The following is a 25,733-nucleotide window of genomic DNA, read 5'->3' as shown; positions in this document are numbered from 1 at the left end:
TAACCTTTATTACATGAGGCATTAAGAAAGTGCCTCATGTTTATTACAATAAACTTTTAACTGTGTAACCACTTCATTAAACCCCGTCTGTAGGGCAAATAATAACGCTTCATCGACCTTATTTTGCGCCGCTAAACTTTCTATCTGTTGGCAAATATCACTTAACTTTAACGCTGCGACCGATTTAGCAGATGACTTTAAACCATGCGCTTGAAAAGACAAATCGGCGTAATTTAAGCTATGCGTATACGCTTCAATTAATTTAACTTGTTCATAAGCGGTCTGTAAAAACGCCTGAAAAACTAAACAATGCACCTGTGCATCATGTCCTAACATCGAAAACAATAAAGGCATATCTAATTGGCTATACATAGAGCTTGCTTGCTCTGTGGTTGGTAGCGGCTGTGTATGCGCAGCAACAATGCCTTGCGAGTGCTTCATTAGCAGCTCTTTTAAGCTTTCAAGCTCTATCGGTTTAGTTAAAAAGCCATTCATTCCTGCGCTATAACAATCCTGTATATTTTTTTCCATAATATTGGCCGTAACAGCAATAATTATTAGCTCATTGAACTGTGTGTTTTTGCGTATTTTTTTTGCCAGCTCAAGCCCGTTTAACAGCGGCATTTGAATATCGGTAAGTAGCATATCAAAGCACTTATCTTGCAACATTTGCCACGCCTGCTCACCATTATTTGCAAACGTTGAGTCAACGCCAAGCATAGTCAATTGCTGCTTTAAGACCTGCTGATTGGTAAGCTGATCCTCTGCCACCAGCACATTTAATACGGGGAGTTTACCTGTAGCGGAGGTGGCGGGAGAACGGCTGGAATGATTGAGTGGTTCGTCAACTTTTGTAGTCGTTAACGTGCTTTCTTTAAAGCTATTAAAACTAATGGTAAAACACGCGCCTTTATTAATTTTGCTATGTACTTGTAGCTGCCCCTGCATACGCTCTACAAGCTCTTTAGTAATCACCAAACCAATGCCCGTACCATGTGTTTTACTGCTCTCTGCCCCTAGCCTATCAAAGGGTTTGAAAAGCCTTAAAATATCATCCTCTGAAAAACCACAACCTGTATCTTCAATATCAATTTTACAGCGGCTAGAATCAACAGTTTTACAGCGTATATCTATTTTACCGCGCACTTTATTGTATTTTATTGCGTTGGAGAGCAAGTTTAGCAGCACCTGTTTAAATCGACGCTTATCAACATATAAATAAACGCCATTAAGGGATTCAATATGATGGGTGTTAATAGTCACAAGTTCTACTCTGGCAAGTTCGCTCACCATTTCAATACTGTGCTGTAGCATGTCTTTAACAGGAGCATATTCAAAATTAAACTGCATATTCCCCGATTCAATAGACGTTAAGTCCAACACGTCGTTTATTAATAAAAGTAAATGCTCCCCAGCTTGATAAATACTTTGCGCATTGTCTTTGTGTACGTTGGTTGCTTTACTGTCATATTGATATAGCTGCGCTAACCCTAAAATGGCGTTTAAAGGCGTCCTAAGTTCATGACTCATACTTGCCATAAAGTCAGATTTAGCCTTACTAGCCGACTCAGCTTGAATTCTTAATGCATTTACTTTTTGGTGATTATTCGCCACCTCACTGGCCATTTTGTTAAAAGCATTTATAACGCTGCCAATTTCATTTTGCTGCTGTACATGAATGTGACAATCAAAATTTCCCTTCGCCAGTTTAGAAAAAGCGTCCTCCAGTGCTCGTAAAGGGCTAGTAATTCTATAATCGACTAACCAAGCTAAGCCTATAAAAAACACCACAAGTATAAAAAACTGAATATAAATTAACGTGTAATGTAGCTTTGCCGCTTCACTTATTGCGTTTTCAAAATTAACGATGAGTGTAATTTCAGCCAAAGGCTTATCTAAAAAGATAATACGCTCACTTAAGGTAACATTTCCTTTTTGATCTAGCGGTTGCCACTCATCTAAAGGGTATAATTGATTGCCTGTAGCCGAGTCTACTACCCTAATAGCTTTCCAATTAGGGTTTGTATTAAGTTGTGCGTCTATTTGCTCATACAGCTGAGCGTATTGACGGGTCAATAAAGGCGTTTTGATTGAAGTCGATAATTGCTGTAAAGAGCGCTGAGTTGCGCTAGAAAGGCCATCGTTTACCCACTTAGCTTGTTCTGGCAAAGCGTAAAATATAAATAAGCAAACCAATAACAAGCCAAATGCCATAACGGCTATAAAGCTTTGACATCGTAAGCTACGCCACCAGTTAATTTTCAACATAAAACGAGCGTAAGCCCCATTGCGTTAATTGTTTATAATCGTCAATGCTTGCCTTACTTGGGTTAATTATTGGGATCCCCGCTAATAAGTGTTTTTGATTAGGGTTACTGCCTATTTCTATAATAGCTTGTTGAACTTGCGCTTGTACTTGAGGGCTTACATTAGGGTGAGCCACTATGGGGTGGCGATTAACCTTGCGCGTTTTGTAAATAACTTTTAGTTTTTTTTGTAGATTTTGAGGCTGCTGCATTAATGTGCCCATCACCCCACCGCCTGCAGGTGTTGCATTAAGGGCCACATTTAAATAAACAGATGAGTGGGTTTGTACATACACAGGTTTTATTGTTAAACCATACAACAAAGCAAGCTCAGCACGCATCAATAAAGAAGCGCCCAATGCATTAGGTGCAGGAAAAGCAATTTCAGCGCCTTCAAGCTGCTTAACGGATTCAATATTACTGTTTTTATTGACTACTAATACCCCTTGCAAATGCCGCGCAGCATCTTTCACTATAGGTAAATAACCTTGCTTGTCGAAGGCAATAACACTGTGCCATGGGTTCATATAAGCAAAATCGTAATCGCCTTGTGCAAAACCTTGCTCAAAAACCGGAATTGACTCCACTGTTACAAGCTTTAACTGCACGCCCGTTTTTTCGGTTACTTTATTAAGAAAAGGCTGCCATATTGCAGTCAATTTTTGAGGCTCATATTGCGGAACTACACCAAAAGTGAAGGTTTGAGCATAGACCCCCATACTATTGAATAAAAAAAGCAAAACAACACTACACTTCATATTAGTCTTACCGTTGTAGGTTTATGACTATAAGCATAGTTAACGAGTGCCTAACACACCATTTTTATTACGTAGAAATTAGGAGGTTATTTAATTAAGGGAGTTTAAAAAAGGTAACAAAAATAGTTAATGCAGGTGTTAATGCTGCAACACCTGCTACAAGGTATTATTGCCAATAAGGCTCTATATCAAAAGACGCTAAACGGCTTTGCTCCATAGCACTGACTAAGTAATCCGACTTCTGATCTAGCCACTGTTGAATTTTAGCCAATTGCTCATCTTCTTGCCCGCCGCAAAGCTGTTTTAAATATTCCAGCGTGCTGAGCTCATACATACCATGAGAAATATCTAACCACGGTAGCCGAAATTCTAAACGCGCTTCTTTGTCAAACAGTGCGCCTAAGCAATTACCGCTTAATAAACTGTTTTCTAATTGCGGGCGTAAACTTAAATAGTCTTTTACCGTAAGCGTTTGCTCCTTAGGGAGTAACTTATCTAAATTTTGCCAATCTTTATTAAATAAGCGTTTAGCAATTTTAGCCACAGGCAGCTCTGCTGCCTTAAGCTCGGTTTGGCCCCAAAATTTACGCCATTGCTTGTCTACTAACCAAGTAGTAAGCAACAGCAGTAACCGATTATAACGCGCACTTTGAAACAAAGCATTAATATCATCAATACTCGGTTGAAGCTCTTTTAAATCGTTAATAACTTGCGCTAATGCTGGCGCTGCATTTATCTTTTTATAAAATGCGTGGCGCTTAGATGTATACGTTTTTAACTGAATAGCATTTTCAACCCAGGCTAATTCACTTAACAACCACTTGAGCTCTGTTCTTAACTGTTCAGTACTCTCTTTACTTACAATATCGTCGAACAACCAAAAATTGTGTCTAATTAAACTAATGCCGTCAGTCACGCGTTTGAGGGTTTTTAAACTGGGCTTGTCAAAGTAACACTGCTCATGCTTTTGCACAAAGCGAATACCAAAGTTCATGGCTTCAATCAGCGCTTGCTCTTGGGTTGCTTGTTTTTTTAATTTTACAAACCCTATCGACTTACTCGGCTTAAGCGGTGTTTCATCGGCTAGACGATAGCCTCTAGCTGCTTTTGAATAAAGACCTAAGCGGATACAATTTTGACTAACAAGTTTATCTGCCAAAGCAAATAGCTCGTCTCTATTACCCTCAACAAGCTCTATTTCAAGCTCGCTAATAATATCAACCTTACCCGATGCAGCTATTTCGCCCTTATCGAGCACGACTTCGATTTTTGCACCGTTGGGGGTTTCTATTAACCATGTACGACGAATAAAGTTAGTACTAAAAATAGGATATAAATTATCGCTAATAGCATTAACTTGCATACCATGAGGCCAAATAGCATTATTAAAAGCTAATAAATCAGGGCGACTTGATTCAATCGGCAAGTTATATTCAGGGCGTTGGTGAAGTCCGCCCACAACTTCGCCAGCAAGTTTAATGGTTTGTTCGCATTTACCGTCGGCACAGCGCGTTCTAAAACCTATATCCAGGGCTCTTAGCTCTCTACTTGGAGTATCGTAATAGGCATTTTGCAAACTACGTGAAGGTTTATTAATAACCGTTTTAGCAAATTGTGTGATTAGCGAGGGGATCAGTGGAACAACGGCATCTGATACCAAAAACTTCAGTTCTATCTCAGTATCCATTAGGGTTGAGGATTACCTTTAAAATAAATAAGTGCTCAAAATAAACAAAGCCACCTCATTTTGCAAATTTTTTAACCTTTTTGACTGAGCTATGCCATTATCGGGTTACAATATCAACCTTGCTATTAACGCGTTTAATCCATACTATCTCACTACTTATGTGAAAATCTTACTCACAACCACAACGGACACGGATAGACTAACAAGGTAGATAAATGCTAAAACACTGTTTACTAGGGCTACTTTTAACAGCCACCTCGTTTATAAGCCAAGCTCAAGAAGCTCAAACAGCCAACTCATCAGATGCAAACACAGCTTATATAATCGACAATCTATATACCTTTATGCGCTCTGGTGCAGGTAAAAACTACCGCTTACTTGGCTCTGTAGATGCGGGCACTAAATTATCCGTGCTATCAAAAGAAGAAAACGGCTTTATAAAAATCAAAGACGATAAAGACCGTGAAGGTTGGGTTGAATCTAAATTTATATCGAAAACTCCGGGGCTTCACCAGCAGTATCAAACGCTCAGTAGTGAAATGAGCAGTGTTCAAAATAAATTGCGCCAAGCACAAGTTGAGCTCCCGCAGTTACAAAAGCACAATCAAAGCTTAACCAATCAAAACAAACTACTTAACCAACAAATTACTGAGCTGCAAACAACGCTTGAGCAAGAACGTGCGCAAAAACAAGCAGCCACAGCAAAAGAAAAACGTCAGCTATTAACTTATGGCGGCGCTATTGCCTTTATAGGTTTATTTTTAGGTATTATTCTTACCGTTGTACTTTCACGCCGTAAGCGCTACGAAGGGTGGGCATAATTAACCTACACTTTTATTAGCTTATTTTGAGCTAACCACTAAAAAAAGCACCCTTAGGTGCTTTTTTAATGTGTGTGTAGGCTATTGCAAAAAGCATATGGATTTTAAATATCCAAACGTAAACCAGGGTCTTGCTTGATTTTTTCTATGACCATATAAGTATGGTGAGTCCCTACCCCCGGAATGTCGACCAAATCTCCTAGCACTTGTCGGTACTCATCCATATCTGAGACCCTAATTTTTAGCAGGTAATCGTACCCGCCCGCTACCATATCGCACTCGACAACTTGCTCAATTTTAAGTATGTGCTCTTTAAACACTTTAAATACAGCCGTGTTAGATGCCACCAGCGATACTTGCACATGCGCCACTAAGCTCTGGTTCAGCTTTTGTTCGCTAAGCTTTGCAAAATACCCTTCTATATAGCCTTCTTGCTCTAACCGCTTAACACGGTCAAGGCATGGACTAGGACTTAAATTAACCTGTTTTGCTAGGTTAACATTAGAAATTCTGCCGTTCTTTTGAAGAACGTCTAATATTGCTAAATCGATACGATCAAGCAGGCGTAATCTATTTGGACTTGTCATACAGAATTTTATACGGATAAGTTGAAAATATGCCCTGTAAATTATCGTAAATCGCGAAATTTAACCAGCATATTCTGCTGAAATTTAATTAGAATGCACGCATTACATCACTGGTAATTTATTAGTAGCAAGTTTGCTTTAGCCTAGCGGCACAAGCGCATAATTTTGTTCTACTGTTTACATATTAACATTCCTGAGGGTTGCTTATGTTATTCAATGGCGATTTGACAACAACCTGTCCTACAAGACAGAAAATTCGTGATTTTTACCGCATTGACGAAAATGCCGTTATTGATCATATTTTACCACTTGCAGAAGTAGGTGTTAAAGCACGTAGCCGTGCGTGGGAAAGAGCTCGCCAGATTGTTTTAAACATTCGAAAAGACCAAGACGGTCAAAGCGGTGTAGACGCACTTTTAAATGAATTCTCACTCTCTAGTGAGGAAGGTGTAGTGTTAATGTGTTTGGCCGAAGCCCTACTTCGCGTACCAGACAAAGCCACGCAAGATACGTTAATTCGTGACAAGCTTGCTAAAGGTGATTGGAGTTCTCATTTAGGAAGCAGCGATTCTTTATTCGTTAATGCTTCTTCATGGGGATTATTAGTAACCGGTAAAATGGTTAACTACACAGATAAAACCAAAGAACAGCAATTTGGCATGCTTAAAAAGACCATAGGTCGTTTAGGCGAGCCTGTTATTCGCAAATCTGTAAACTTTGCCATGAAAATTATGGGTAAGCAGTTCGTTATGGGTCGCACCATTGATGAGGCCATTGAACGCGCTGCCGAAAAAGAGCAAAAAGGCTACGTTTACTCATATGACATGCTAGGCGAAGGCGCGCGCACAATGAAAGATGCCAAGCGTTACTTCGACAGCTATATGAACGCAATCCATGCCATTGGTAAAGCAGCAAATGGCCGTGGCCCAGTTAAAAGCCCAGGTATTTCCGTTAAACTTTCTGCTATTCATCCACGTTATGAGTTCACGCATAAAGAGCGCGTGATGGCCGAAATTGTGCCTAAACTTAAAGAGCTGGCGCTTGCAGCTAAACAATACGATATTGGCTTTACGGTTGATGCAGAAGAAGCTGACCGCTTAGATATTTCGTTAGATGTTATTGAAGCGGTATTTAGCGATGAAGATTTAGGTAACTGGCAAGGTTTTGGCTTGGCCGTACAAGCGTATCAAAAGCGCGCTATTTTTGTTATTGAATGGGTAACTGAGCTTGCTACTCGCGTAGGCCGTAAAATGATGGTGCGCCTAGTTAAAGGTGCCTACTGGGATACCGAAATCAAAACCACTCAGCAAGATGGTTTAGAGCACTACCCTGTATTTACACGTAAAGCAACGACCGATGTATCTTACAAAGCCTGTGCTATTAGAATGCTCGAAGCGCGTGATGTGCTTTACCCACAATTTGCAACACACAACGCTTACACTGCAGCCACTATTTTAGAAGTTGCTAAAGGCGATAACACCGGTTTTGAATTCCAACGTTTACACGGTATGGGCGAATCTTTATTTGACCAAATCGTAAATGAGGAAAAAATTCAATGTCGTGTGTATGCTCCAGTAGGCCAACACGAAGACTTACTTGCCTACCTAGTTCGTCGTTTACTTGAAAATGGCGCTAACTCGTCGTTTGTAAATGCCATTGTAGATACGACTAAGCCTGTTGAGTCGTTACTTCCAGACCCTGTAGAAACATTGCAAGGTTTACGCAATAAGTACAATACGCAAATTAAAATGCCAATTGACTTATACGGCGATGAACGCGCTAATTCAAAAGGCATGGACTTAACAGACATTAATGCCATTACCCCGTTCAAAGAAAATCTTGAAAGCTGGTTTAATGAGCACTTAATTGATCAAAGCCAAGTACCACAAGGCGCATTAGCGGTTAAAAACCCAGCAAATCATAACGAAATCATCGGCCACGTTAAACTGCAATCTAGCGATGAGATGAAAGATATTTTAGCCAATGCTGAAGCGGCATTTGAGTCATGGTCGCAAACATCTGTAAAAGAGCGTGCTAATTTACTACGTCGTGTAGCGGATATTTTAGAGCGCCACCACGATGAACTTGTGGCTATATGTATTAAAGAAGCCGGTAAAATTGCACAAGATGGTATCGATGAAGTACGTGAAGCTGTTGATTTTTGTCGCTACTACGCTGCCCGCGCAGAAGAACTAGCTAGCGATGAACGTTTTGAAGCCCGCGGTGTAATTTTATGTATCAGCCCATGGAACTTCCCGCTTGCTATTTTCTTAGGCCAAGTAGCTGCAGCAATCGTTACGGGTAATACAGTTATTGCAAAACCTGCAGAGCAAACAAGCTTAATTGCACTTCGTGCTATTGAATTAATGCTTTCGGTTGGCTTACCAGAGCATGTAGTGCAGCCAGTAATCGCCCGCGGTTCTGAAGTGGGTAAAACAATTGTACCTGATGAGCGTATACAAGCTGTTATGTTTACTGGTTCTACAGAAACCGGCACACTTATTTCACAAACTCTCGCTGCGCGTAACGATATTCAAGTACCGTTAATAGCAGAAACCGGCGGCCAAAACTGTATGATTGTTGATTCAACAGCGCTGCCAGAGCAAGTTGTGGATGATGTAATAAGCTCAGGTTTCCAAAGTGCTGGTCAACGCTGTTCAGCACTGCGTGTATTATTTATACAAGAAGATGTAGCTGATGGCATTATTGAAATGCTTAAAGGTGCGCTGGCAGAGCTGCATGTTGGGGACCCGTCAATGCTTTCTACCGATGTAGGCCCGGTAATTGATGAAAAAGCCCTTAAAACGCTAAATGAGCATGTTGAATACTTAAAAGGTAATGCAACACTTCATTACGAGTGTAAGATCCCTGACAACACGCAAAACGGTGCCTACTTTTTTGCGCCTCGTTTGTACGAAATCGAAGATTTATCAGTACTTAAGCGTGAAGTATTTGGTCCATGTGTACACATTATTCGCTTTAAAGCGAATGATATCGACAACGTAATTGACCAAATAAATAACACAGGTTACGGCCTAACAATGGGTGTTCACTCTCGTATAGAAGAGCGTTGTGAGTACCTAGCTAAAATGTCGCGTGCGGGTAACGTATACGTAAACCGTAATATGATTGGTGCCATTGTAGGTGTGCAACCGTTTGGTGGCCGTGGTTTATCTGGTACTGGCCCTAAAGCCGGTGGTCCTAACTACCTGCAGCGTTTAGTAAAAGAGAAAGCATCACCTGATAACGTGCAAATGACTAACCTAACGCCAGATGAGCTTGATTTACACCATTACAGCGGTGCAAATGAGCAAGTTAAAAAGCTAATGGCTAACTCAATGCGCGATGAGAAAATTTGGCGTGCAACGCCGCTAAACGACCGTGTATCAGCTGTTCGTCAGTTACTTGCTAAAGTCGCAACGGTCGAAATCATTGATGATTTAGCGGATGATTTAGCGTTAACGCTTTCAGAAGCGCGTGCACAATTAAACCGCCTCGAAAAACACATGCGTAAGTTCACTACATTGCCTGGGCCGACTGGTGAGTCAAACACCTTGCATCTTGAAGCGCGTGGTTGTGTGGTGTGTTATGCAGATAAAAGCACGTCATTTAACTTTTGGGCGCTGTCAATTATTACAGCACTAGCTGCTGGTAATACAGTAATTACGGTAGCATCGGAGCTGTTTTATGATGAGGCGGTAGCTTTTAAAGACAAGTTTATTGCCACAGGCGTTGCAGAGGGCGTGTTCCAGGTTGCAAAACCTAACCAGCTTCAAGCTATTTTGGCTCACCCTCACTTAGCGGGTGCGGTGGTTGCTGCACGTTCGTCTCGTTTAGGTTACTTCAGCCAACAACTTGCACAGCGTAAAGGCGCTATTTTGCCAGTAATTACTTCAGAGTATTACGATACGTTAATTAAACGCTTAATTACCGAAAAAACGATCAGTATTGATACCACTGCCTCTGGCGGTAATACCTCACTGATGACCCTAGTAGAAGATGACGAATAACCATCTAATACTAATTAACTAAAAATGAAAAAAAAGGCACTTAAAAGTGCCTTTTTTTTTACGTTGCAACGTATAATGATGCTAATTTAAACAAAGACCCCTTATAGAAGTAAGAAAATTGAACGTTATCTCTATTTCGCAATTACAGCCTGGCATGTTTGTACAAAGTGTTACAAAGCAAACTGGGCGCATTAAAATTAAAAACCAAGGCTGGGTTAAAACTCAGGCGGGTATTGATAAGCTCAAAAAAGCGGGCATTTTAGAAATAGAGATAGATCCAGATAAAACATTAACGTCATCCGAGCCCGACACCCAAGCCCCAACGCCAACGCCTAAGGCTGATATTAAAAAACGCGATCCATGGCTTAAAGTTCACAGTAGCGAACAAGAAATGGGCAAAGCTAAAAAGCTCTACGACGAAGCTAAAACACTTCAACAAAAGGCCTTTGGCGATATAAAAGCGGGCAGAGATATAGACATAGCGCCTTTTAAGGAGCTTGCCAGTGGTTTTATGGATTCAATTTTTAGAAACCAAGATGCCCTAGCCTGCTTAACACAAATGCGCCAAAAAGATGCATACTTACTTGAGCATTCTATTAATGTATCTATATTAATGGGGATTTTTGCAAAGCACTTAGGCATAGAGCGCGATATTATTGTAGAGCTTACTACAGGTGCTTTGTTACATGACATAGGAAAAATTAAAACCCCTGACGAAGTGCTCAATAAACCGGGCCGCTTAAGTGATGACGAATTTAAAATTATGCAAAACCATGCTTTGCATTCAAAACAAATTTTGGAAGAAGCAGGATTAACAGGTATTGCTGTAGATATTGCCGGCCTACATCATGAGCGTTTAGATGGAAAAGGCTACCCGTTTGCCAAAAAAGGCGATGAGATAAGCCAATACGTACGCATGGCATCTATTGTAGATGTATATGATGCACTGACAGCAGAACGTGTCTATAAAGCAGGCATGGAGCCCATTAAAGCGTTTAAAATTTTAAAAGATGGCTGCCCCGATAGCTTTGATGGTGAACTACTCACTAAATTTATTCAATGTATTGGCATTCACCCGGTAGGTACCTTAGTTAAGCTTTCAAGCCAAAAAGTAGGCCTAGTAACCGAAAGCAACCCAACGACTCCTTTAAAACCTGTGGTAAAAACATTCTATAGCGCAAAGCATAGCCGCTATACCGAAGTACAAGATATTGACTTAGCCAATAAAAAAACAGCTGACGTACTCGAATCGACAGTTAAACCAGCTGATTATAATATTGATTTAGAACGCTTTTATAAAAATTCGATTTTACCTTAAAAAACCGCGTTACGGCGGCTTTTTAATAGTTCAATATTACTGTGGCCAGTCTTGCAGAGCTTTTAAGCTAAATTCATAGCCATCAAAGTCTAGTACACTTTGCTCTGGGGTAATTTCGCGCACTTTTAGCGCACCTATATTATCGCCTTCGTGTAACTCACGGCCGTTAAGCTTTATCCAACGCTTATCCGCACTTGAAGAATATATGTGTGCTTGATATTTAATGCTCGGCAACATAGTTTGCAAACCATCGGGTAATAGCTCAATAGGTTCTACTCGCGAGGAGCTGCGTGAAGCCTGCGTTACTTCGTAGTCCTGCTCCTGCTGCGAGTCTTTGATTGCTTGTGCAAAAGCGTCTTTTAATTTGCTCGGTACAGCATCAAGCTCCGGACTACTTTGCGGCACTTGCGTACTTGGAGTATTTTCACCATTCAATGGTTTTCCGAGCACTTTGTACTTGCTCATATCTAAACCTGCTGAGCTGGTATTTTGTGCTTGCGGCTGCATAAATTGTGTGTTTTGGCCGGGTGCATTATAAGCAAGCGGATTATAGTTTTGCGTGTTAGGTAACTGTGCATTGTAAGTCGGCTGATTAAACGCATTTTGACTATAGCCATTAGCATTTATAGGGGTTTGCACATTGTAAGCTTGTTGCTTTGTCGGGTTATCATTAATAGGGATATACTGCCCTTGTGGGGTAAGCAACATTTTTTGTACACCTGTTGGTGTTTGCACATACACCCACTGCCCTTCTATAGTGGCTTTATTGCTATTTTTTTCAGCCTCTGTAGAAGGTGACTTTACAGGCTTTGCGGCTTCATTTTGCGCTGTAATTGGCTCATCTGTTGCAACTTGTTTTTGTTTTTTACTATCAGTACTAACAACATCAACCGGCTGGCTTGCTTTTAGTAGTGCACTGGTTTGAAACCACTTACCCGCCGTAAATCCACCCGCTATAGCAATAAACGCTGCAATTGCGCCGCCAAGTAGCCACACCATCTTTTTATAACGCGTGAGTGCGTGTTGCTGTTTTAACTGCGCTGCCTGCAAATCATATTGCTCGGCGCTCATATCTGCTTGTTGAGATTGCTTTAATGCATCTAATAAATAAGACATAAATTACCTAACTATATAATAAACGACATACCAACACCCACTGCAAATAAAGCAGCAAATGCTAAGTAATAATAAACATGGCCTGTGGATTTAAGTTCATTACTCTGCGTAGCCACAAAGTCCATAGGCAGTGATTCTTGCGCTGATTGTTTAACAATATCACTATCAACAATAAGCTGCTGCTTAGAAAAAGCCCCAACTAACGCCCGCTCACACACTAAATTCATTAAACGTGGAATGCCGCCAGTTAACTGATGCACAGCTTGCATAGCATCGAGCGAGAACACGCCTTTATCACACCCCGCAATATGTAAACGGTGCTTTATATAGGCAACCGTTTGCCCTTGGGTGAGCGGCAATAAATGATACCGTGCTGTAATTCGCTGTGCTAATTGCCTAAGCTCTGTGCGTTTTAATAATGCCTGAAGCTCTGGTTGCCCCACTAAAACAATTTGTAACAGCTTTTTATGATCAGTTTCTATGTTAGTTAGCAGTCGTAACTGCTCAAGTACATCGGGAGCAAGAAGCTGCGCTTCATCAATAATTAAAATTGTATGCCCGCCCGCTTTATTATTAGCCTCTAGGTGCTGCTTAATAATGTCGGTTAAACTTTTAAGGGTGGCATTTTGAACATCGTAAGTAATGTTTAGCTCATCGCAAATACTGGCCAAAAGCTCAAGCTCCGACAACGCCGGATTGTGGATCATCGCAACTTGGGTATTCTCTGGTAGTTGCTCTAGCATACTGCGGGTAATGGTGGTTTTGCCTGTTCCCACTTCGCCGGTGAGCAATACAAACCCGCCATCTTCGCCTAAACCATAGGTTAAGTGGGCAAGTGCCTCTTTATGGCGTTCGCTTAAAAATAGATAATGGGGGTTGGGCGAGATCGAAAATGGCTTTTCGCTCAAGCCAAAGTAGCTTAAATACACCGCAATGTTCCTTCGTTTTTAAAACTCGGCCTATAATGGCAAAAAAAATGACAAAGTAACAACGTTGTATGTGCTTTATTATTGAAATATCGTAAATTTATGTAAAACAAAAAGCGTCGCTAAATTTAGCGACGCCTTTATATTAACGCCACGTGTTGGCTATTTCATATACTTAGGGGCTGTTGACCTTTCGAGGTTGAATTTGCAGCAGCCTGTTTGGTATTTAGGCAAGGCAGAGCCTATGTAGTGTGGTTGTTCTCCATAAATAGGCGATAACGACGTATAAATGCTAAACAGGCGCTGCCCAAAGGGTTCTGCCTAAGGGCTATTTCCTCTTTGTTGCCTACATGGATGTAGGTAAGGGCGTGAGCAGGGCGCGGAAGCTTTACTCAGTTTTTACTTATTCTTACATGGATCTAAGTCATTAGAATAACGCAGGAGCAGTTATCGAGCCCACTAGGTTACAAACCTCGCGCCGCGATTAAATGGCCCTTAGATTGAACAAATTATAACCCTAAAAGGTCAACAGGCCCTAGTTTTCGTAACGCACTAAACGTAAATACACGTCACTGGTTTTAGCATGTAAACTATTGAGCCCACTATCAAACTGATAAACCCATGCTGAGCTCATCGTGCTAACGCCTGACGTATTAGTCCAATAGTTTTGCAATTTAGTGCCTAAAAACACCTCTTCGTTAATACTCGGCTCGGTACAGCTGTGTTCTAATATACTGGCAAGCTCTTTAATATTAGGCACCTGCCAATCATCATAATCAGCAGTGGTGTCGTTTTCTGCTCCTCTAAGCGCTTCTTGCCAATTCAGTGATGGTGTAGACCCAGCGCACGTTTCGGTGTCGCTATCGTAAACTTGCCCATAGCTACAGCGCTGCCACATCAGGCCCGTTTCGGTATCTAATACTGTGCCATCATCATTAAGGGTAAAGCGCGTAGTGGGTGTTGTAGTATCTGCCCCGTCGTAACACGTTTGCGCTGCGGCTAGTTGAAAGCTGGCGCTAAACACAGCCAGTGAAAATAATATGCGTGTTTTCATGGTTTTCTCCTATCGGCTTCTGACTAGGCGTACATACGCGTATTTTTCTTTCGGGTAAGCTAAGTCATTCCCATTACTCATATCTATAATGTACGCTTGCGATAAGCTGGTACCATCGGCTGCAGTTTGTGATGTCCAGTACGGTAAATTAACATCATCTATAGCGCCTGCTGCTGGCATATTAGGGAAAAACGCTTCATCAATTAATACGTTTTCGCCCTGCTTGCCGTAATCTATTAAGCTCAAGAGCTCAGTGTAAGTCGGTAAGCGCCAATTGGTACCGCCGCAAAAGTCTAAGTCGTTCACTTCATTTATATAGGTTTGCACACCACAGCTTGTATCATCTGGGCAGGTGGTATTTGCGGTACTGGTATCGGTAAAGGTTGTCGTGCCTAAATCCCAAAAGTAATGATTTTGGCCATCACGCAAGGTGGTATTAGGTAATGTACCTGACTCTACACTTTTAACCTCCCATACAAGCCCCGTTACGTTGTCGCGAATGCAAGTAAAGTCGTCACTATCATCAGCTACTTCATCAGCAAATTGATTTAGCTTAGTGTAGTCAAAGGCAAGGTTACCTTGGCCTGCTTTATCGAGTTGATTGGCAAAGCTGTCTCGGCCAAGCTCTGCATCTTGTCCTGGAAAATCACTACTTTGGCAATTGATACGTTGGGTATTGTTATAACACTCGCCTAGGCCACTGTCGTTGATTAACCCTAATGCTTTTGGAGATACATCAATAAATACGGTATCGATGTCAGTGCGCCCTTTAGAATCAGTAACAGTGACTTCAAAGCTCAATGTGGTATCTAAATCAACGTCGGAGGCAAAAAATGTCGTGGTACATTGGCTAGTATTTGCCAGTGTTTCGGCATTGCCTGTTAATTGTTGCCAGCTACATGAAAACGTATCTGTTAGGGTGTCACTTTCACTTGCATCTAAGGTTACTTCCTCAAATTCTTCAACGTTTTGGTCATCTCCGGCATTAGCCACAACCAGCTCGTCTGTTTTATTGAGTGTCATACTGTATTCAGTACTTGCCTCGCCGCCTTCGTCATCGGTAACGCTTAACTGCCACACTAAATTAGTATTTGACTCAAGCAGCGGGTGGCTAAAACTTACCGTTGAATTATCAAAGTCGGTTACATCTAAATCGGGGCCTGAAATTAATTCCCACTGATAACTATTAATTTGACCGTTTTCATCTGGATCGCTCGACTCTTCAGCGCTTAAAGTTACGGTATCATTATAGGTCGAAGGCAGTGTTTCAGGAGCTATTTGACTCACAACAGCAAGTGGTAACTGGTTGCTTGAAGTAATAAATATACTCACATTGTCACTCACTAAGCTGCCGTTATCTGTTTGATAGCTTACAGATAGTACAAGTTCACTATCGGCTTTAACATCGGGAGCTGTAATAGTTTGCTCTGCACCTTCAAGCGGAAAGCCGTCCACTGACGGGCCGCTAACGCGCTGCCAAGTAAAGGTACCGTCTGCCGGTGAGCCTTGCGCGGTAATGGTAAACTCTGTTTTTTCTACAACTTGAAGATCGTTTCCTGCATTGACCGTAGTTTCAACAGTAGAGTCATCACTACCGCCGCCTCCACCGCCACAGGCAGCCAATAAAAAACAAGATATAAGGGGAGCAAAAGCAAACGCTTTCATAAAACGCACCTATAATGTCAAATAATTACTATAGAGTAATTACTAGCAATAAAGATGCCATTAAGAGTTATACCAATTCGCTTAATTAGGTGATCTACTTTGAGGCAGGAAATATGTGTTAATAACTAGGTAATAAATGCGCTATTTAGTTGCTCTCGCCAATTGTTCCTGTATTGCGCGAGCTTCTGCATCCATGCAGCCGAAATGAAAATTTTTTAACGCAGGAAGCGGCACGTTTAGCCCCGCAAAATGGTTAAATATTATTGTACATTGGTATTACATATACGTATCTTGATGAATACGCACAAACAGCTTAGTGCCTATTTTAGAGTAATCTACTTTGTATTCACGTCCATCAAGCGCCTGAATAAACAATAGCTGTTTTTCTTCGCCAAAAATATCCGCGCTACTTACATTAACAATTTCAAGGTACCGCTCTTTGGCATCTCGCCGGTTTTTAGGTAGGTCCTCTTTAAACGGCTCTAAACCATTTTGAGTTACCTTTATACGTGGGTGCTGCTCTGCATTTACAATGACTAGATCAAGCTTTTTATCTTTATGGATGATGGTATTGCGACCACTTTTAATAAAAGATCTTTCTTGGCTCATTATTTTTCCTACTATCGCATTTAGTGTCCAACTTGCGATGCTATAAACCGTTCAGGTGCGCGTTTCCATTTATTTAAGTCGGCACTAAACGACCAAATGTCTGTCTCTAATACACTTGCGGGTAACAGTAAATTATACCCCGTTAACAACTCAAGGTGCTTCGCTCTGTTAGCAAACATAGCTATGAGTCCAGTATAGCTAAATCCTTTAGGTGAAGTGTATTGTGTCTCTTCTATTAACCATTCTGATGGGCAATTGCCATTTTTGCAATGTTTTTGAACAGCTTGCATAAATAAATTACGTTGCTCTATCAGTAGTTTTCCGGCGATGCGTGGATGTATAGCGCTTAAAAATTCGTCCATATCATTGAGTTTTAAACCCACTGCGTTTAATTCAAGGTATTCAAGGCCGTCAGCCACCTTAGGAATACCGCTGTGGTGCAGATTACTGACATTTAACTGCCACTGACCGTACTTATGCTGATACACAAGTAAGTACTCACTAAGTAGTAAACTATAATATGGCTCCTGTGTTTTTAAAAAACCAATAAAGATAGCCGCTATGCACATACTGACTAAAAATATTTCTATTAAGCTAATTTCACCCGGGCGCAATAAATTAAACAGCATAATAAATACTAAACCTATGCTGCCGACAGAGAGTACTTCAATGCCATTGCGTGAGCCTTGCGCTCTGTATTTTATTATTGAATTTTGCTTAGCCATATTGGTAAAAAGCCATATAGAATAAAAACATAACAATACCCCAGAGTATTATTTTTCTGATTGTTAAACAGGTTTTACACTGTGCTTGTGGCTTCATTGTTTTATCATAATTTTAGCGTTAAATGGGAACAAGTAATTAGTCTCATAAATTTTTACGCCTAACGCACAAATTTATGAGACACATAACCGCCTTTCCACGGTCTTATTTCGTACAATACTTACAATTTATTTTCAGGTATGAAAACGATGTACTCAAAACAGTCAGGTAAAGCCCTTTTTCCATTTCTAATTTCGCTTCTTGTTATTTTAAGTGTGTACCTATATTTACCATCTAGCCATGGTGAACAATCTAATTCAAGTAATAAGGCAACAAGAGTTAGCGCTCATACGGTATCGTCTCAAGAAAACACCGTTATGATTGAAGCCATAGGCAGTGCACGTGCAAATCAAGCTATTTATATTAAAAGCGCACAAAGCGATTATGTCACCCACATTTATTTTGAAGATGGTGACTTAGTTAGTAAAGGCCAACGCCTTGTGCAATTACAAAATAAACAAGAGCAGTACGCAGTAAAAGAGTTAAACATTAACTTAAAAGAGGAGAAACGCCAGTTAAGTCGCCTTACCGAGCTTTCTCGCACACAATCTACCGCTAAATCATTGTTAGAAGAGCAACTTTCTCGTGTAGATGCTACGCAAGCACAACTAGAAAGCGCTAAAACCAAACTTGACGAGCTACTAATCACTGCACCATTTTCTGGCTTATTAGGTAAACGAGAAGTATCTATCGGTGCTTATGTAAGCAGCGATACAGTTATTACAACGCTCGATGATATTAGTATTATAAAAGTTGACTTTAAAGTTCCTGAAAAATATTTATCTCAACTTAGCCTTGGCATGAAAGTACATACCCAAAATGACGCCTACCCAGGTAACACCTTTACCGGCAAAGTTACTCATATAAGTTCCCGTATTGATTCGGTTACCCGCAGTGTTGAAGTAACCGCAAGCTTTGCTAATAAATCAGGATTACTGCGACCTGGCATGCTTTTAAATACCGCCCTTGAACTCAGTAGTAATCAGGCGCTTATGGTGCCAGAGAAAGCCGTGATCCCACTGCAAGATAAACACTATGTGTACCAAGTAAAAGAGGGCATTGCCAATAAGGTAGAAGTGCATGTTGCTGGCAGAAATAACGGGTGGGTAGCAATTGATGAAGGCCTTAGCGATGGTGTGCAAGTAATTACCGAAGGTATTATAAAAATTCGCCCTGGTAGCAAAGTAAGTGTTGAGGGTTAATCGGTGAAAATTACAGATACGAGTGTCAAACGCCCTGTTTTTGCCATAGTAATTAACTTACTACTGCTTACATTTGGGTTGGTAGCCTTTTCGATGCTACCACTTAGAGAATACCCTGATATTGAAACCCCTATTGTCAGTATTAGTACTGACTATACCGGTGCGTCGGCAGAAATAGTCGAGACAAAAATAACGCAAATATTAGAAAACAGGATATCGGGCATTGAAGGTATTAAAAGTATTAACTCTTCAAGTAGAAACGGGCGCTCTAATATTGTTATCGAATTTGATATTAGCCGTGATATTGATGCAGCCTCAAACGATGTACGAGAGCGAGTTGCGCGTGCACTAGATAACCTACCAGAGCAAGTACGCCCGCCAGAGGTCTCTAAGTCAAACAGCGACGAGAGCCCTATTGCTTGGTTTGTACTCAACAGTGAAACTATGAACTCGTTGCAATTGAGCGATTATGCACAACGCTTTATTGTCGACCGATTAGCCGTAGTAGATGGTGTATCAAATGTCCGTATTGGCGGTGAGCGTCAATACGCCATGAAAATTTGGTTAAACCGCCAAGCCATGGCTGCACGTGGTATCACTTCAAGCGATATCGAAAATACCCTGCGCAGTGAAAACGTAGAACTACCAGCAGGTGAAATTGAATCTATCGACCGCGACTTTACCGTACGTACAGCGCGTAGTTATAAAGATCAACGTGATTTTCAAAACTTAGTTATTAAACGCGGTGAAGACGGCTATCTTGTACGCTTAGGTGAAGTGGCTGACGTACAGTTAGAAGCCGCCGACGATGAAAGCCTGTTCCGTGGTAACGGCCGTAACATGATTGGTCTAGGCATCGTAAAGCAAGCTAAAGCAAACACGTTAACGGTGGTAGATAACGCGCGCAGTGAGCTTGAAAAAATAAAACGTAACCTGCCAGAGGGCACCACTATTCAAGATAGCTACGACTCGTCTGTTTTTATTAAAGAGTCAATTAGCGAGGTTTACAGTACGCTTGCCATTTCTATGGGATTAGTGGTGTTAATCATTTTTATCTTTTTAGGTAATATTCGCGCTACACTTATCCCTGCCGTTACAGTGCCCGTTGCCCTTGTTGGCAGCTTTATGTTTTTGCTTGCCATGGGGTACTCAATCAACTTATTAACCCTGCTTGCATTAGTGCTAGCGATAGGCCTAGTTGTAGATGACGCCATTGTAATGCTTGAAAATATTCACCGTCGGATTGAGCTTGGCGAGCCTCCCCTATTAGCCGCCTTTAGAGGCGCCCGTGAAGTAGGTTTTGCAATTATTGCGACAACACTTGTGCTTATTTCGGTGTTTGTACCTTTAGTGTTTATGGATGGGCGAATTGGCGCCTTATTTACAGAGTTTGCGATGGCTGTAAGCGCCGCGGTGTTTTTCTCTAGTATTACGGCCCTTACGCTTTCGCCTGCGCTATGCTCTAAAGTTTTAAAAGCGTCAGAAAAAGAAAGTAAATTTAGCCAATGGATGGACCGCGTTTTTAGCAAAATTGAAAACAGTTACCGCCAATCGCTCACCTCAAACATGACCAAAAAATGGGGGCTTATGGTAAGCCTTGTGCTAGCTGGTTTTGTGAGCTATTCATTGTTTTTACAAGTCCCCTCAGAACTGACACCAAAAGAAGACCGAGGCACCTTTTTTATTATGATGAGCGGCCCTGAAGGCGCAAGTTATGAAAATAACGCTGCCAATATGGCAAAAATAGAAGAGCGCCTGCTGCCTTACTCTGAGGCTGGAGAGTTGAGCCGCGTGCTAGTGCGTGTTCCTGGTTGGGGCGGCAGTGGCGGTGTAGCCATTGTAGGTATGGCCGATTGGGATAAACGCAAGCGCTCTACCTGGGAAGTAATGGATGAAATAAGCGCTAAAATGACCGAGGTAACAGACGTACGTGCCTTTGCTATTATGCGCCGTGGTATTGGCGGTGGAGGCTCTTCTCGTCCTATTGAGTTTGTACTGCAAGGTAACGATTACGAGCAGCTTGCTGATTGGCGCGACCGCATTATAGAGCGCGCAGAAAAGAACCCTGGCTTGGTAAGAATCGATCATGACTACAAAGAAACCTTTCCACAGTTTTTGGTCAGCATAGATAAAAACAAAGCCGCTGATTTAGGTGTATCGGTATCAGATGTAGGCACAACCCTTGAAACCATGTTAGGTCAGCGCCGCGTAACCACCTTTATTGACCGCGGTGAAGAATACGATGTAATTTTAAAAGGCACGAAGCAAGACTTTACAAACCCTACAGATATTTCAAATATTTACCTTAAATCGCGCAGTGGTGAGCTTGTTCCGCTAGATAGCCTTATCAGCTTAAAAGAAGAAGCAACAGCATCACGCTTAAACCGTTATAACCGTATGCGTGCTATTACACTTAGCGCTAACCTTGCAGAGGGCTATACGCTTGAACAAGCACTTAACTTTTTAAACAAAGTAGCCGCAGAGGAAAACGACATCGATGGCGCAGTAGATTACAAAGGTGAATCGCAGTTATTTTACGAAGGCGAATCAGCTATGACCTATGTGTTTGTGCTTGCACTGACTGTGACCTTTTTAGTTTTAGCGGCGCAATTTGAAAGCTTTATCCACCCGTTTGTAATTATGCTTACGGTCCCCCTTGGCTTAATGGGCGCTATGTTTGGCCTATGGGCCACAGGTCTTACACTCAATATTTACAGTCAAATTGGTATTGTAATGCTGATAGGATTAAGCGCTAAAAATGGTATTTTAATAGTCGAATTTACCAACCAACTGCGCGATAAGGGCATTGAATTTAGCGAGGCTATTTTGCAAGCGGCCACTCAACGCCTGCGCCCAATAATAATGACCTCTCTGACCACAGTAATGAGCGCGGTGCCTTTAGTATTAGCATCGGGCCCAGGCGCAGAAAGTCGCATGGTAATTGGTGTGGTGGTATTTACAGGCGTTATAGTATCAACATTACTAACGCTGTATGTTGTCCCTACAGCGTACTATGCCCTAGCTCGCAACACACAATCGCCCGAGTTTTTGCAGCAAAAATTAAATAAGCAAGCCGACTCTCACCCGCTAAAAGACAGCGAAGAAACTTAACTGAGCTTAGACTGCGCCGTAACTTGCTGTTGCGGCGCAATCAATTTATGCTCGCTGTAATACTGCAACATACATAATTAGGACAACTTATGAGCACATCAACACAACTAGCAACATTTGGTGGAGGCTGTTTTTGGTGTATAGACGCCGCATTCAGGCGTGTAAAGGGTGTACTTAATGTCAGCTCAGGTTACACTGGCGGCAATACCGACAACCCCACATATAAATCGGTTTGCTCAGGTACAACAGGTCATGCTGAGGTTGTTCAACTGGAGTTTGACAGCGATGTAGTGAGCTTTGAAACCCTGCTTAGCATGTTTTTTACCTTACACGATGCCACACAATTAAATCGCCAAGGTAACGATATTGGCACACAGTATAGAAGTGTTGTTTATTACCACAACGATGCACAATTAAAGCAAACCAATGAGATGATAGCCCAGCTACAAAATCATATTAGCGAGCCAATAGTGACAGAGGTTAGCCCTGCTACAACGTATTACCCTGCAGAGCATTATCATCAAGATTACTACAACGAAAACCCACAGCAAGGTTACTGTAGTGTTTTAATAGCACCTAAATTACACAAGTTTGAAACTGTATTTAAAGCGTTTTTAGCTGACTAGCTAATTTGCGTTGTTAAATTGATTCTAAACACACATTAAAAAGCCCGATATAAATCGGGCTTTTGTATATTAAATAACGCGATTAAAACTGATAGCTTGCCCCTGCAAAAAAGCGACGTTCTGGGGTGTTATAGTAGTAGACTTCACCGCTTGTAAAGTCAGCTCTTGAGTCAACCACATTGTAATCTCTGTCAAATAAGTTCTCTACACGAAGCGACAACTCAATACTATCGTTTAGCTGATAGTTGCCCGCTATGTTCCAAAGTGTATACGATCCTAGGCGCGTTACAGCCCCCTCGCGATCACTGCGGTATTGCACATCAATGCGAGCATCAAAATCTCCAAACTGCTTTGCGATTTCCCAATTAACAGTGCGCTTGGCAACGTTACGTAGCTCGTCGCCGGTTTCTTTATTTTCAGCACTTAAGTACGCAAAATTAAAGCGGCTATCAAACCCAAAAATTTGTTGAGCAAGGCTAAACTCAACCCCTTCATAGCGAGCTTCGTTTATATTAGCTAATGCAAAGTTTGCATCGTAATCAATTTTATCTTCGATATCGTTTCTAAAAATTGCAACATCGACTTGTGCACTGTCAAAATTAACATTAACACCAAGTTCGCGGTTTGTTGATTTTTCAGGTTGCAGGTCCGGATTACTAAAATTTGGGTAGTATAAATCGTTAAACGTAGGTGCTTTAAAACCCGTGCTTTGACTAATTCTAAATGTTGAATTTTCAGATAAATGATAACCGGCCGCCGCAGTATAGGTTGTTTCATCGCCAAACTGTTCATCGTCGTCTTGGCGAAGAGTTAAATTGGCAAGCACAGTATCGGTGTCGTAGTAAGCCCCAACAAACACAGCTAATACATCACGGCTATCTTCATCAAAAGCTTGAGAACTGTGTGATACATCATCCTTATACCAATTAACGCCGCCGCTAATATTAAGCGTATTAGTTAAACGGTATTGGCCGTTGTAATCTACTTGCGAACGTTTAGTAATAAACGTACTGGTTGTTGGCCCACCTGTAGAAAAATCGACATACGTGCTGTCAGAATCATCCGTTGCAAAAGCAACCTCAAGAGCATGAGATTGGTTAGTGTAGTTTTTGCTCCACTTCGCCGACAGTTGATAGTTTTTAAAGTCCCCTCTTTCGACTGTGCTCGTGGCAGGGCTAAAGCTGCTATCATAATCTGCGTAACCTTCGCTGTACTGACCTAGTAGCTTAAAATTACCATAGTGAGCGTCAGCATAATTGACTTTAAAACCTAGATTCTTATTTTCGTAACCATCGTCATCTGGGGCAACACCTTGCAGCGCGTCAAAGCCATCTGTTTTTTCAAAACCGGCGTTAAAAGCGCTAGTCACAGCAGCCGATTTAACAGAGCCCGCAAGCTGGTAGTTTTGATAGGTATTAGAGCCAAATGTGGCATCAAGGGAGGTATTGCTCGCTTCGCGCGTTATTATATTAATAACACCAGCTAAGGCATCTGAGCCATAAACAGCGGCACGCGATCCTTTTATGATCTCGATTCGCTCAATACTATTTAGCGGCACGTTACTTAGTGCTTTTTGGCCAAGTGTGGCTGAGCCCGTGCGAACGCCATCAATTAAAATTAACGTATCGCCAGAACCCGTACCACGTAGAGACACGCCCGACGTTTGGCCAAAGCCCCCATTAGGATTAATTTGAAAACCCACTTGTGTGCTTAGTAAGGTTGGTAAATCGCGTACATTACTTTTGTCTATTTGTTCTCGACTGATAACATTAACGCTTGCTAAAACATTATTTATTGATTGTTCAAATTTATTAGCGGTTACAGTGATTTTTTCAATTGGATTTTCTGAAGCAGAGGCAGAAAAAGACAACGCAGCCGAGATAGCAACGCCAAGAGTTGTTTTATTTAGCATGATGTTCCTTATCTTTGCCCACCGCAAAGATTTAAGTAAGTAAGATTACTTCAAGGCCGGTCTCCGGACTCAGTAAACACATAAATGCGTTAATACTTTACCGTTGCGGGGGCAGTGTTGGGATCGCTTTTATCATAAAGGCTCACCAACTTCCCGATTATCTTGCTGTTAGTTTTAATACTTTAAACCCTGTATTTAGCAAACAGCAAGCACCTTGAAAATAGGCGGTTATTGTGAGCAGTTTGTTTACAAATGTCAACGGACGTCTATATAGCTAAAAGCTAAATTAATTGTTTTGTGTAAAGCTAGAGGTTATGCCATATGAGCTTAAAAGCGCGGTGATTTTTGGTTTTATTTCGGGCGCATTTAAAAGCTTATCCATTTGTTTTACCGAAATTTTACTGCGCGAAGGGTTAACTAAAAAGTGAGTATCGTATATAGCATCTGGTGTATTGCTCCTATAAAGTAGGTCCATATTAAAAATGTTATTCTTTTTAAAATATTGATAAGCAATATTGTTTATAACCCCTACATCTGCTCGCTTTAATAGCAGCATTTTTACAACGTTAAACTCATCAATTGTTAAACTAACTTGGTGTTCTTCACTTAAATATTGTGCATCAGTTTTAAAATCAGCAAAACGATAGGAATACCCCAATACCCCCGCTTTTGTTAAATCATGTAAGTCGTCGAAATAGCTTTGCTTTTGGGCGTTCTGTGCTAACGTATACAGCTCATTTTTAGCAATAACATAAAAACTCGTTTCCTGTAAGGCGCTTCTTGATCCCTCGGGCACCCATTGCTTAGCCATTAAAAACAACACATCAAACTCACCCCACTCCACCCACTTTTTGAGCCTTTTTACAGGCAAAGAGTTAAGCGTAAATTTATAGTCATTTTGAGAATCATTGAGTATTTTAATAAACTCTGGAGCTACTCCTTGCTCTTTTTCAGCATTAATAATAATTGGAAAGTAACCGTCCTCTACCAACACATCTACATTTATTGGCTTAGCATAACTAAACTTACTGCACACAATGATCATTATAAAAATAAAAAACTTAAGCATTTAAAGCCTTTAACAGTCACTATTAAGTAATATTGATATTAAGAATAGCCTAATATACGCAACTGCGTGCTAAGCAGGTTTAATAATGCATTTAAATAATGTTCAAAGAGTATGGAAGCACAGTAGAGTGATTT

At 41.2% G+C, this 25,733-nt stretch carries 18 protein-coding genes and 1 riboswitch; of the genes, 6 read left to right on the top strand and 12 right to left on the bottom strand.

Annotation, left to right across the window (positions count from 1 at the left end):
* Positions 1-21: 21 nt before the first annotated feature.
* From AN391_RS08165 to AN391_RS08155, 3 genes are all read right to left on the bottom strand, one after another.
* Positions 22-2,268, bottom strand: coding sequence for an ATP-binding protein (locus AN391_RS08165; protein WP_055014950.1), 2,247 nt, complete (start codon positions 2,266-2,268; stop codon positions 22-24).
* Positions 2,255-3,025 (bottom strand): phosphate/phosphite/phosphonate ABC transporter substrate-binding protein, encoded by a 771-nt coding sequence (locus AN391_RS08160; protein ID WP_268795563.1) that lies wholly within the window; start codon positions 3,023-3,025, stop codon positions 2,255-2,257. Before AN391_RS08160 ends, AN391_RS08165 begins: the two co-directional genes overlap by 14 nt.
* Before the next feature lie 205 nt (positions 3,026-3,230).
* Positions 3,231-4,751: a CYTH domain-containing protein gene (locus tag AN391_RS08155; RefSeq protein ID WP_055014948.1), complete on the bottom strand. Its 1,521-nt coding sequence runs from the start codon at positions 4,749-4,751 to the stop codon at positions 3,231-3,233.
* Positions 4,752-4,966: 215 nt separating this feature from the next.
* On the opposite strand from AN391_RS08155, the gene AN391_RS08150 reads away from it, so the two are divergent.
* On the top strand, positions 4,967-5,572 hold the full coding sequence (locus AN391_RS08150) for a TIGR04211 family SH3 domain-containing protein (protein ID WP_055014947.1): 606 nt from the start codon (positions 4,967-4,969) through the stop codon (positions 5,570-5,572).
* A gap of 104 nt (positions 5,573-5,676) precedes the next feature.
* Here the strand turns inward: AN391_RS08150 and AN391_RS08145 are convergent, their stop codons facing one another.
* Positions 5,677-6,159 (bottom strand): winged helix-turn-helix transcriptional regulator, encoded by a 483-nt coding sequence (locus AN391_RS08145; protein ID WP_055014946.1) that lies wholly within the window; start codon positions 6,157-6,159, stop codon positions 5,677-5,679.
* 206 nt (positions 6,160-6,365) lie between these two features.
* Between AN391_RS08145 and putA the strand changes: the two genes are divergently transcribed.
* Positions 6,366-10,169: a bifunctional proline dehydrogenase/L-glutamate gamma-semialdehyde dehydrogenase PutA gene (gene putA, locus AN391_RS08140; RefSeq protein ID WP_055014945.1), complete on the top strand. Its 3,804-nt coding sequence runs from the start codon at positions 6,366-6,368 to the stop codon at positions 10,167-10,169.
* Between the two features lie 118 nt (positions 10,170-10,287).
* On the top strand, positions 10,288-11,487 hold the full coding sequence (locus AN391_RS08135) for an HD-GYP domain-containing protein (RefSeq protein WP_082429313.1): 1,200 nt from the start codon (positions 10,288-10,290) through the stop codon (positions 11,485-11,487).
* Positions 11,488-11,523: 36 nt separating this feature from the next.
* Here the strand turns inward: AN391_RS08135 and AN391_RS08130 are convergent, their stop codons facing one another.
* From AN391_RS08130 to AN391_RS08105, 6 genes are all read right to left on the bottom strand, one after another.
* Positions 11,524-12,603, bottom strand: coding sequence for a general secretion pathway protein GspB (locus AN391_RS08130; protein WP_055014944.1), 1,080 nt, complete (start codon positions 12,601-12,603; stop codon positions 11,524-11,526).
* Between the two features lie 11 nt (positions 12,604-12,614).
* Positions 12,615-13,532, bottom strand: a complete 918-nt coding sequence (locus AN391_RS08125; protein ID WP_055014943.1) for an ExeA family protein — start codon at positions 13,530-13,532, stop codon at positions 12,615-12,617.
* Positions 13,533-14,064: 532 nt separating this feature from the next.
* On the bottom strand, positions 14,065-14,583 hold the full coding sequence (locus AN391_RS08120) for a DUF1566 domain-containing protein (RefSeq protein WP_055014942.1): 519 nt from the start codon (positions 14,581-14,583) through the stop codon (positions 14,065-14,067).
* Positions 14,584-14,592: 9 nt separating this feature from the next.
* Complete coding sequence (locus AN391_RS08115) at positions 14,593-16,248, bottom strand: DUF1566 domain-containing protein (protein ID WP_055014941.1); 1,656 nt, start codon at positions 16,246-16,248, stop codon at positions 14,593-14,595.
* A 276-nt stretch (positions 16,249-16,524) separates the two neighbouring features.
* Positions 16,525-16,857, bottom strand: coding sequence for a hypothetical protein (locus tag AN391_RS08110; protein ID WP_024034321.1), 333 nt, complete (start codon positions 16,855-16,857; stop codon positions 16,525-16,527).
* A 20-nt stretch (positions 16,858-16,877) separates the two neighbouring features.
* The gene (locus AN391_RS08105; RefSeq protein WP_055014940.1) at positions 16,878-17,582 is read right to left on the bottom strand and encodes a DUF2982 domain-containing protein; all 705 of its coding nucleotides are present in this window, start codon (positions 17,580-17,582) and stop codon (positions 16,878-16,880) included.
* A 246-nt stretch (positions 17,583-17,828) separates the two neighbouring features.
* Between AN391_RS08105 and AN391_RS08100 the strand changes: the two genes are divergently transcribed.
* The 3 genes from AN391_RS08100 (at position 17,829) to msrA (ending at position 22,618) form a co-directional block, all read left to right on the top strand.
* Positions 17,829-18,881 (top strand): efflux RND transporter periplasmic adaptor subunit, encoded by a 1,053-nt coding sequence (locus tag AN391_RS08100; protein WP_055014939.1) that lies wholly within the window; start codon positions 17,829-17,831, stop codon positions 18,879-18,881.
* 3 nt (positions 18,882-18,884) lie between these two features.
* A complete protein-coding gene (locus AN391_RS08095; protein WP_055014938.1) occupies positions 18,885-21,992 on the top strand; it encodes an efflux RND transporter permease subunit in 3,108 nt (1,035 codons plus the stop codon).
* A gap of 89 nt (positions 21,993-22,081) precedes the next feature.
* Entirely contained in the window at positions 22,082-22,618 is a 537-nt protein-coding gene (msrA, locus tag AN391_RS08090; protein WP_055014937.1) for a peptide-methionine (S)-S-oxide reductase MsrA, read from the top strand.
* A gap of 82 nt (positions 22,619-22,700) precedes the next feature.
* Here msrA and AN391_RS08085 read toward each other — a convergent pair whose 3' ends face one another.
* Positions 22,701-24,530, bottom strand: a complete 1,830-nt coding sequence (locus tag AN391_RS08085) for a TonB-dependent receptor domain-containing protein (protein ID WP_055014936.1) — start codon at positions 24,528-24,530, stop codon at positions 22,701-22,703.
* A gap of 36 nt (positions 24,531-24,566) precedes the next feature.
* Positions 24,567-24,730: riboswitch (cobalamin riboswitch) on the bottom strand.
* Between the two features lie 86 nt (positions 24,731-24,816).
* A complete protein-coding gene (locus AN391_RS08080) occupies positions 24,817-25,599 on the bottom strand; it encodes a hypothetical protein (protein WP_055014935.1) in 783 nt (260 codons plus the stop codon).
* Positions 25,600-25,733: the final 134 nt, after the last annotated feature.

This window comes from Pseudoalteromonas sp. P1-13-1a (genome assembly GCF_001401875.1).
Classification (GTDB): domain Bacteria; phylum Pseudomonadota; class Gammaproteobacteria; order Enterobacterales; family Alteromonadaceae; genus Pseudoalteromonas.
The sequence above is the reverse complement of the archived record's forward strand: the minus strand, read 5'-3'. Positions and strand labels throughout refer to the sequence as shown.

Coding starts and splice junctions, on each gene's coding strand:
- AN391_RS08165 (WP_055014950.1), bottom strand. CDS start 2,268: ATGTTGAAAATTAACTGGTGGCGTAGCTTACGATGTCAAAGCTTTATA.
- AN391_RS08160 (WP_268795563.1), bottom strand. CDS start 3,025: ATGGGGGTCTATGCTCAAACCTTCACTTTTGGTGTAGTTCCGCAATAT.
- AN391_RS08155 (WP_055014948.1), bottom strand. CDS start 4,751: ATGGATACTGAGATAGAACTGAAGTTTTTGGTATCAGATGCCGTTGTT.
- AN391_RS08150 (WP_055014947.1), top strand. CDS start 4,967: ATGCTAAAACACTGTTTACTAGGGCTACTTTTAACAGCCACCTCGTTT.
- AN391_RS08145 (WP_055014946.1), bottom strand. CDS start 6,159: ATGACAAGTCCAAATAGATTACGCCTGCTTGATCGTATCGATTTAGCA.
- putA (WP_055014945.1), top strand. CDS start 6,366: ATGTTATTCAATGGCGATTTGACAACAACCTGTCCTACAAGACAGAAA.
- AN391_RS08130 (WP_055014944.1), bottom strand. CDS start 12,603: ATGTCTTATTTATTAGATGCATTAAAGCAATCTCAACAAGCAGATATG.
- AN391_RS08120 (WP_055014942.1), bottom strand. CDS start 14,583: ATGAAAACACGCATATTATTTTCACTGGCTGTGTTTAGCGCCAGCTTT.
- AN391_RS08115 (WP_055014941.1), bottom strand. CDS start 16,248: ATGAAAGCGTTTGCTTTTGCTCCCCTTATATCTTGTTTTTTATTGGCT.
- AN391_RS08110 (WP_024034321.1), bottom strand. CDS start 16,857: ATGAGCCAAGAAAGATCTTTTATTAAAAGTGGTCGCAATACCATCATC.
- AN391_RS08105 (WP_055014940.1), bottom strand. CDS start 17,582: ATGGCTAAGCAAAATTCAATAATAAAATACAGAGCGCAAGGCTCACGC.
- AN391_RS08100 (WP_055014939.1), top strand. CDS start 17,829: ATGTACTCAAAACAGTCAGGTAAAGCCCTTTTTCCATTTCTAATTTCG.
- msrA (WP_055014937.1), top strand. CDS start 22,082: ATGAGCACATCAACACAACTAGCAACATTTGGTGGAGGCTGTTTTTGG.
- AN391_RS08085 (WP_055014936.1), bottom strand. CDS start 24,530: ATGCTAAATAAAACAACTCTTGGCGTTGCTATCTCGGCTGCGTTGTCT.
- AN391_RS08080 (WP_055014935.1), bottom strand. CDS start 25,599: ATGCTTAAGTTTTTTATTTTTATAATGATCATTGTGTGCAGTAAGTTT.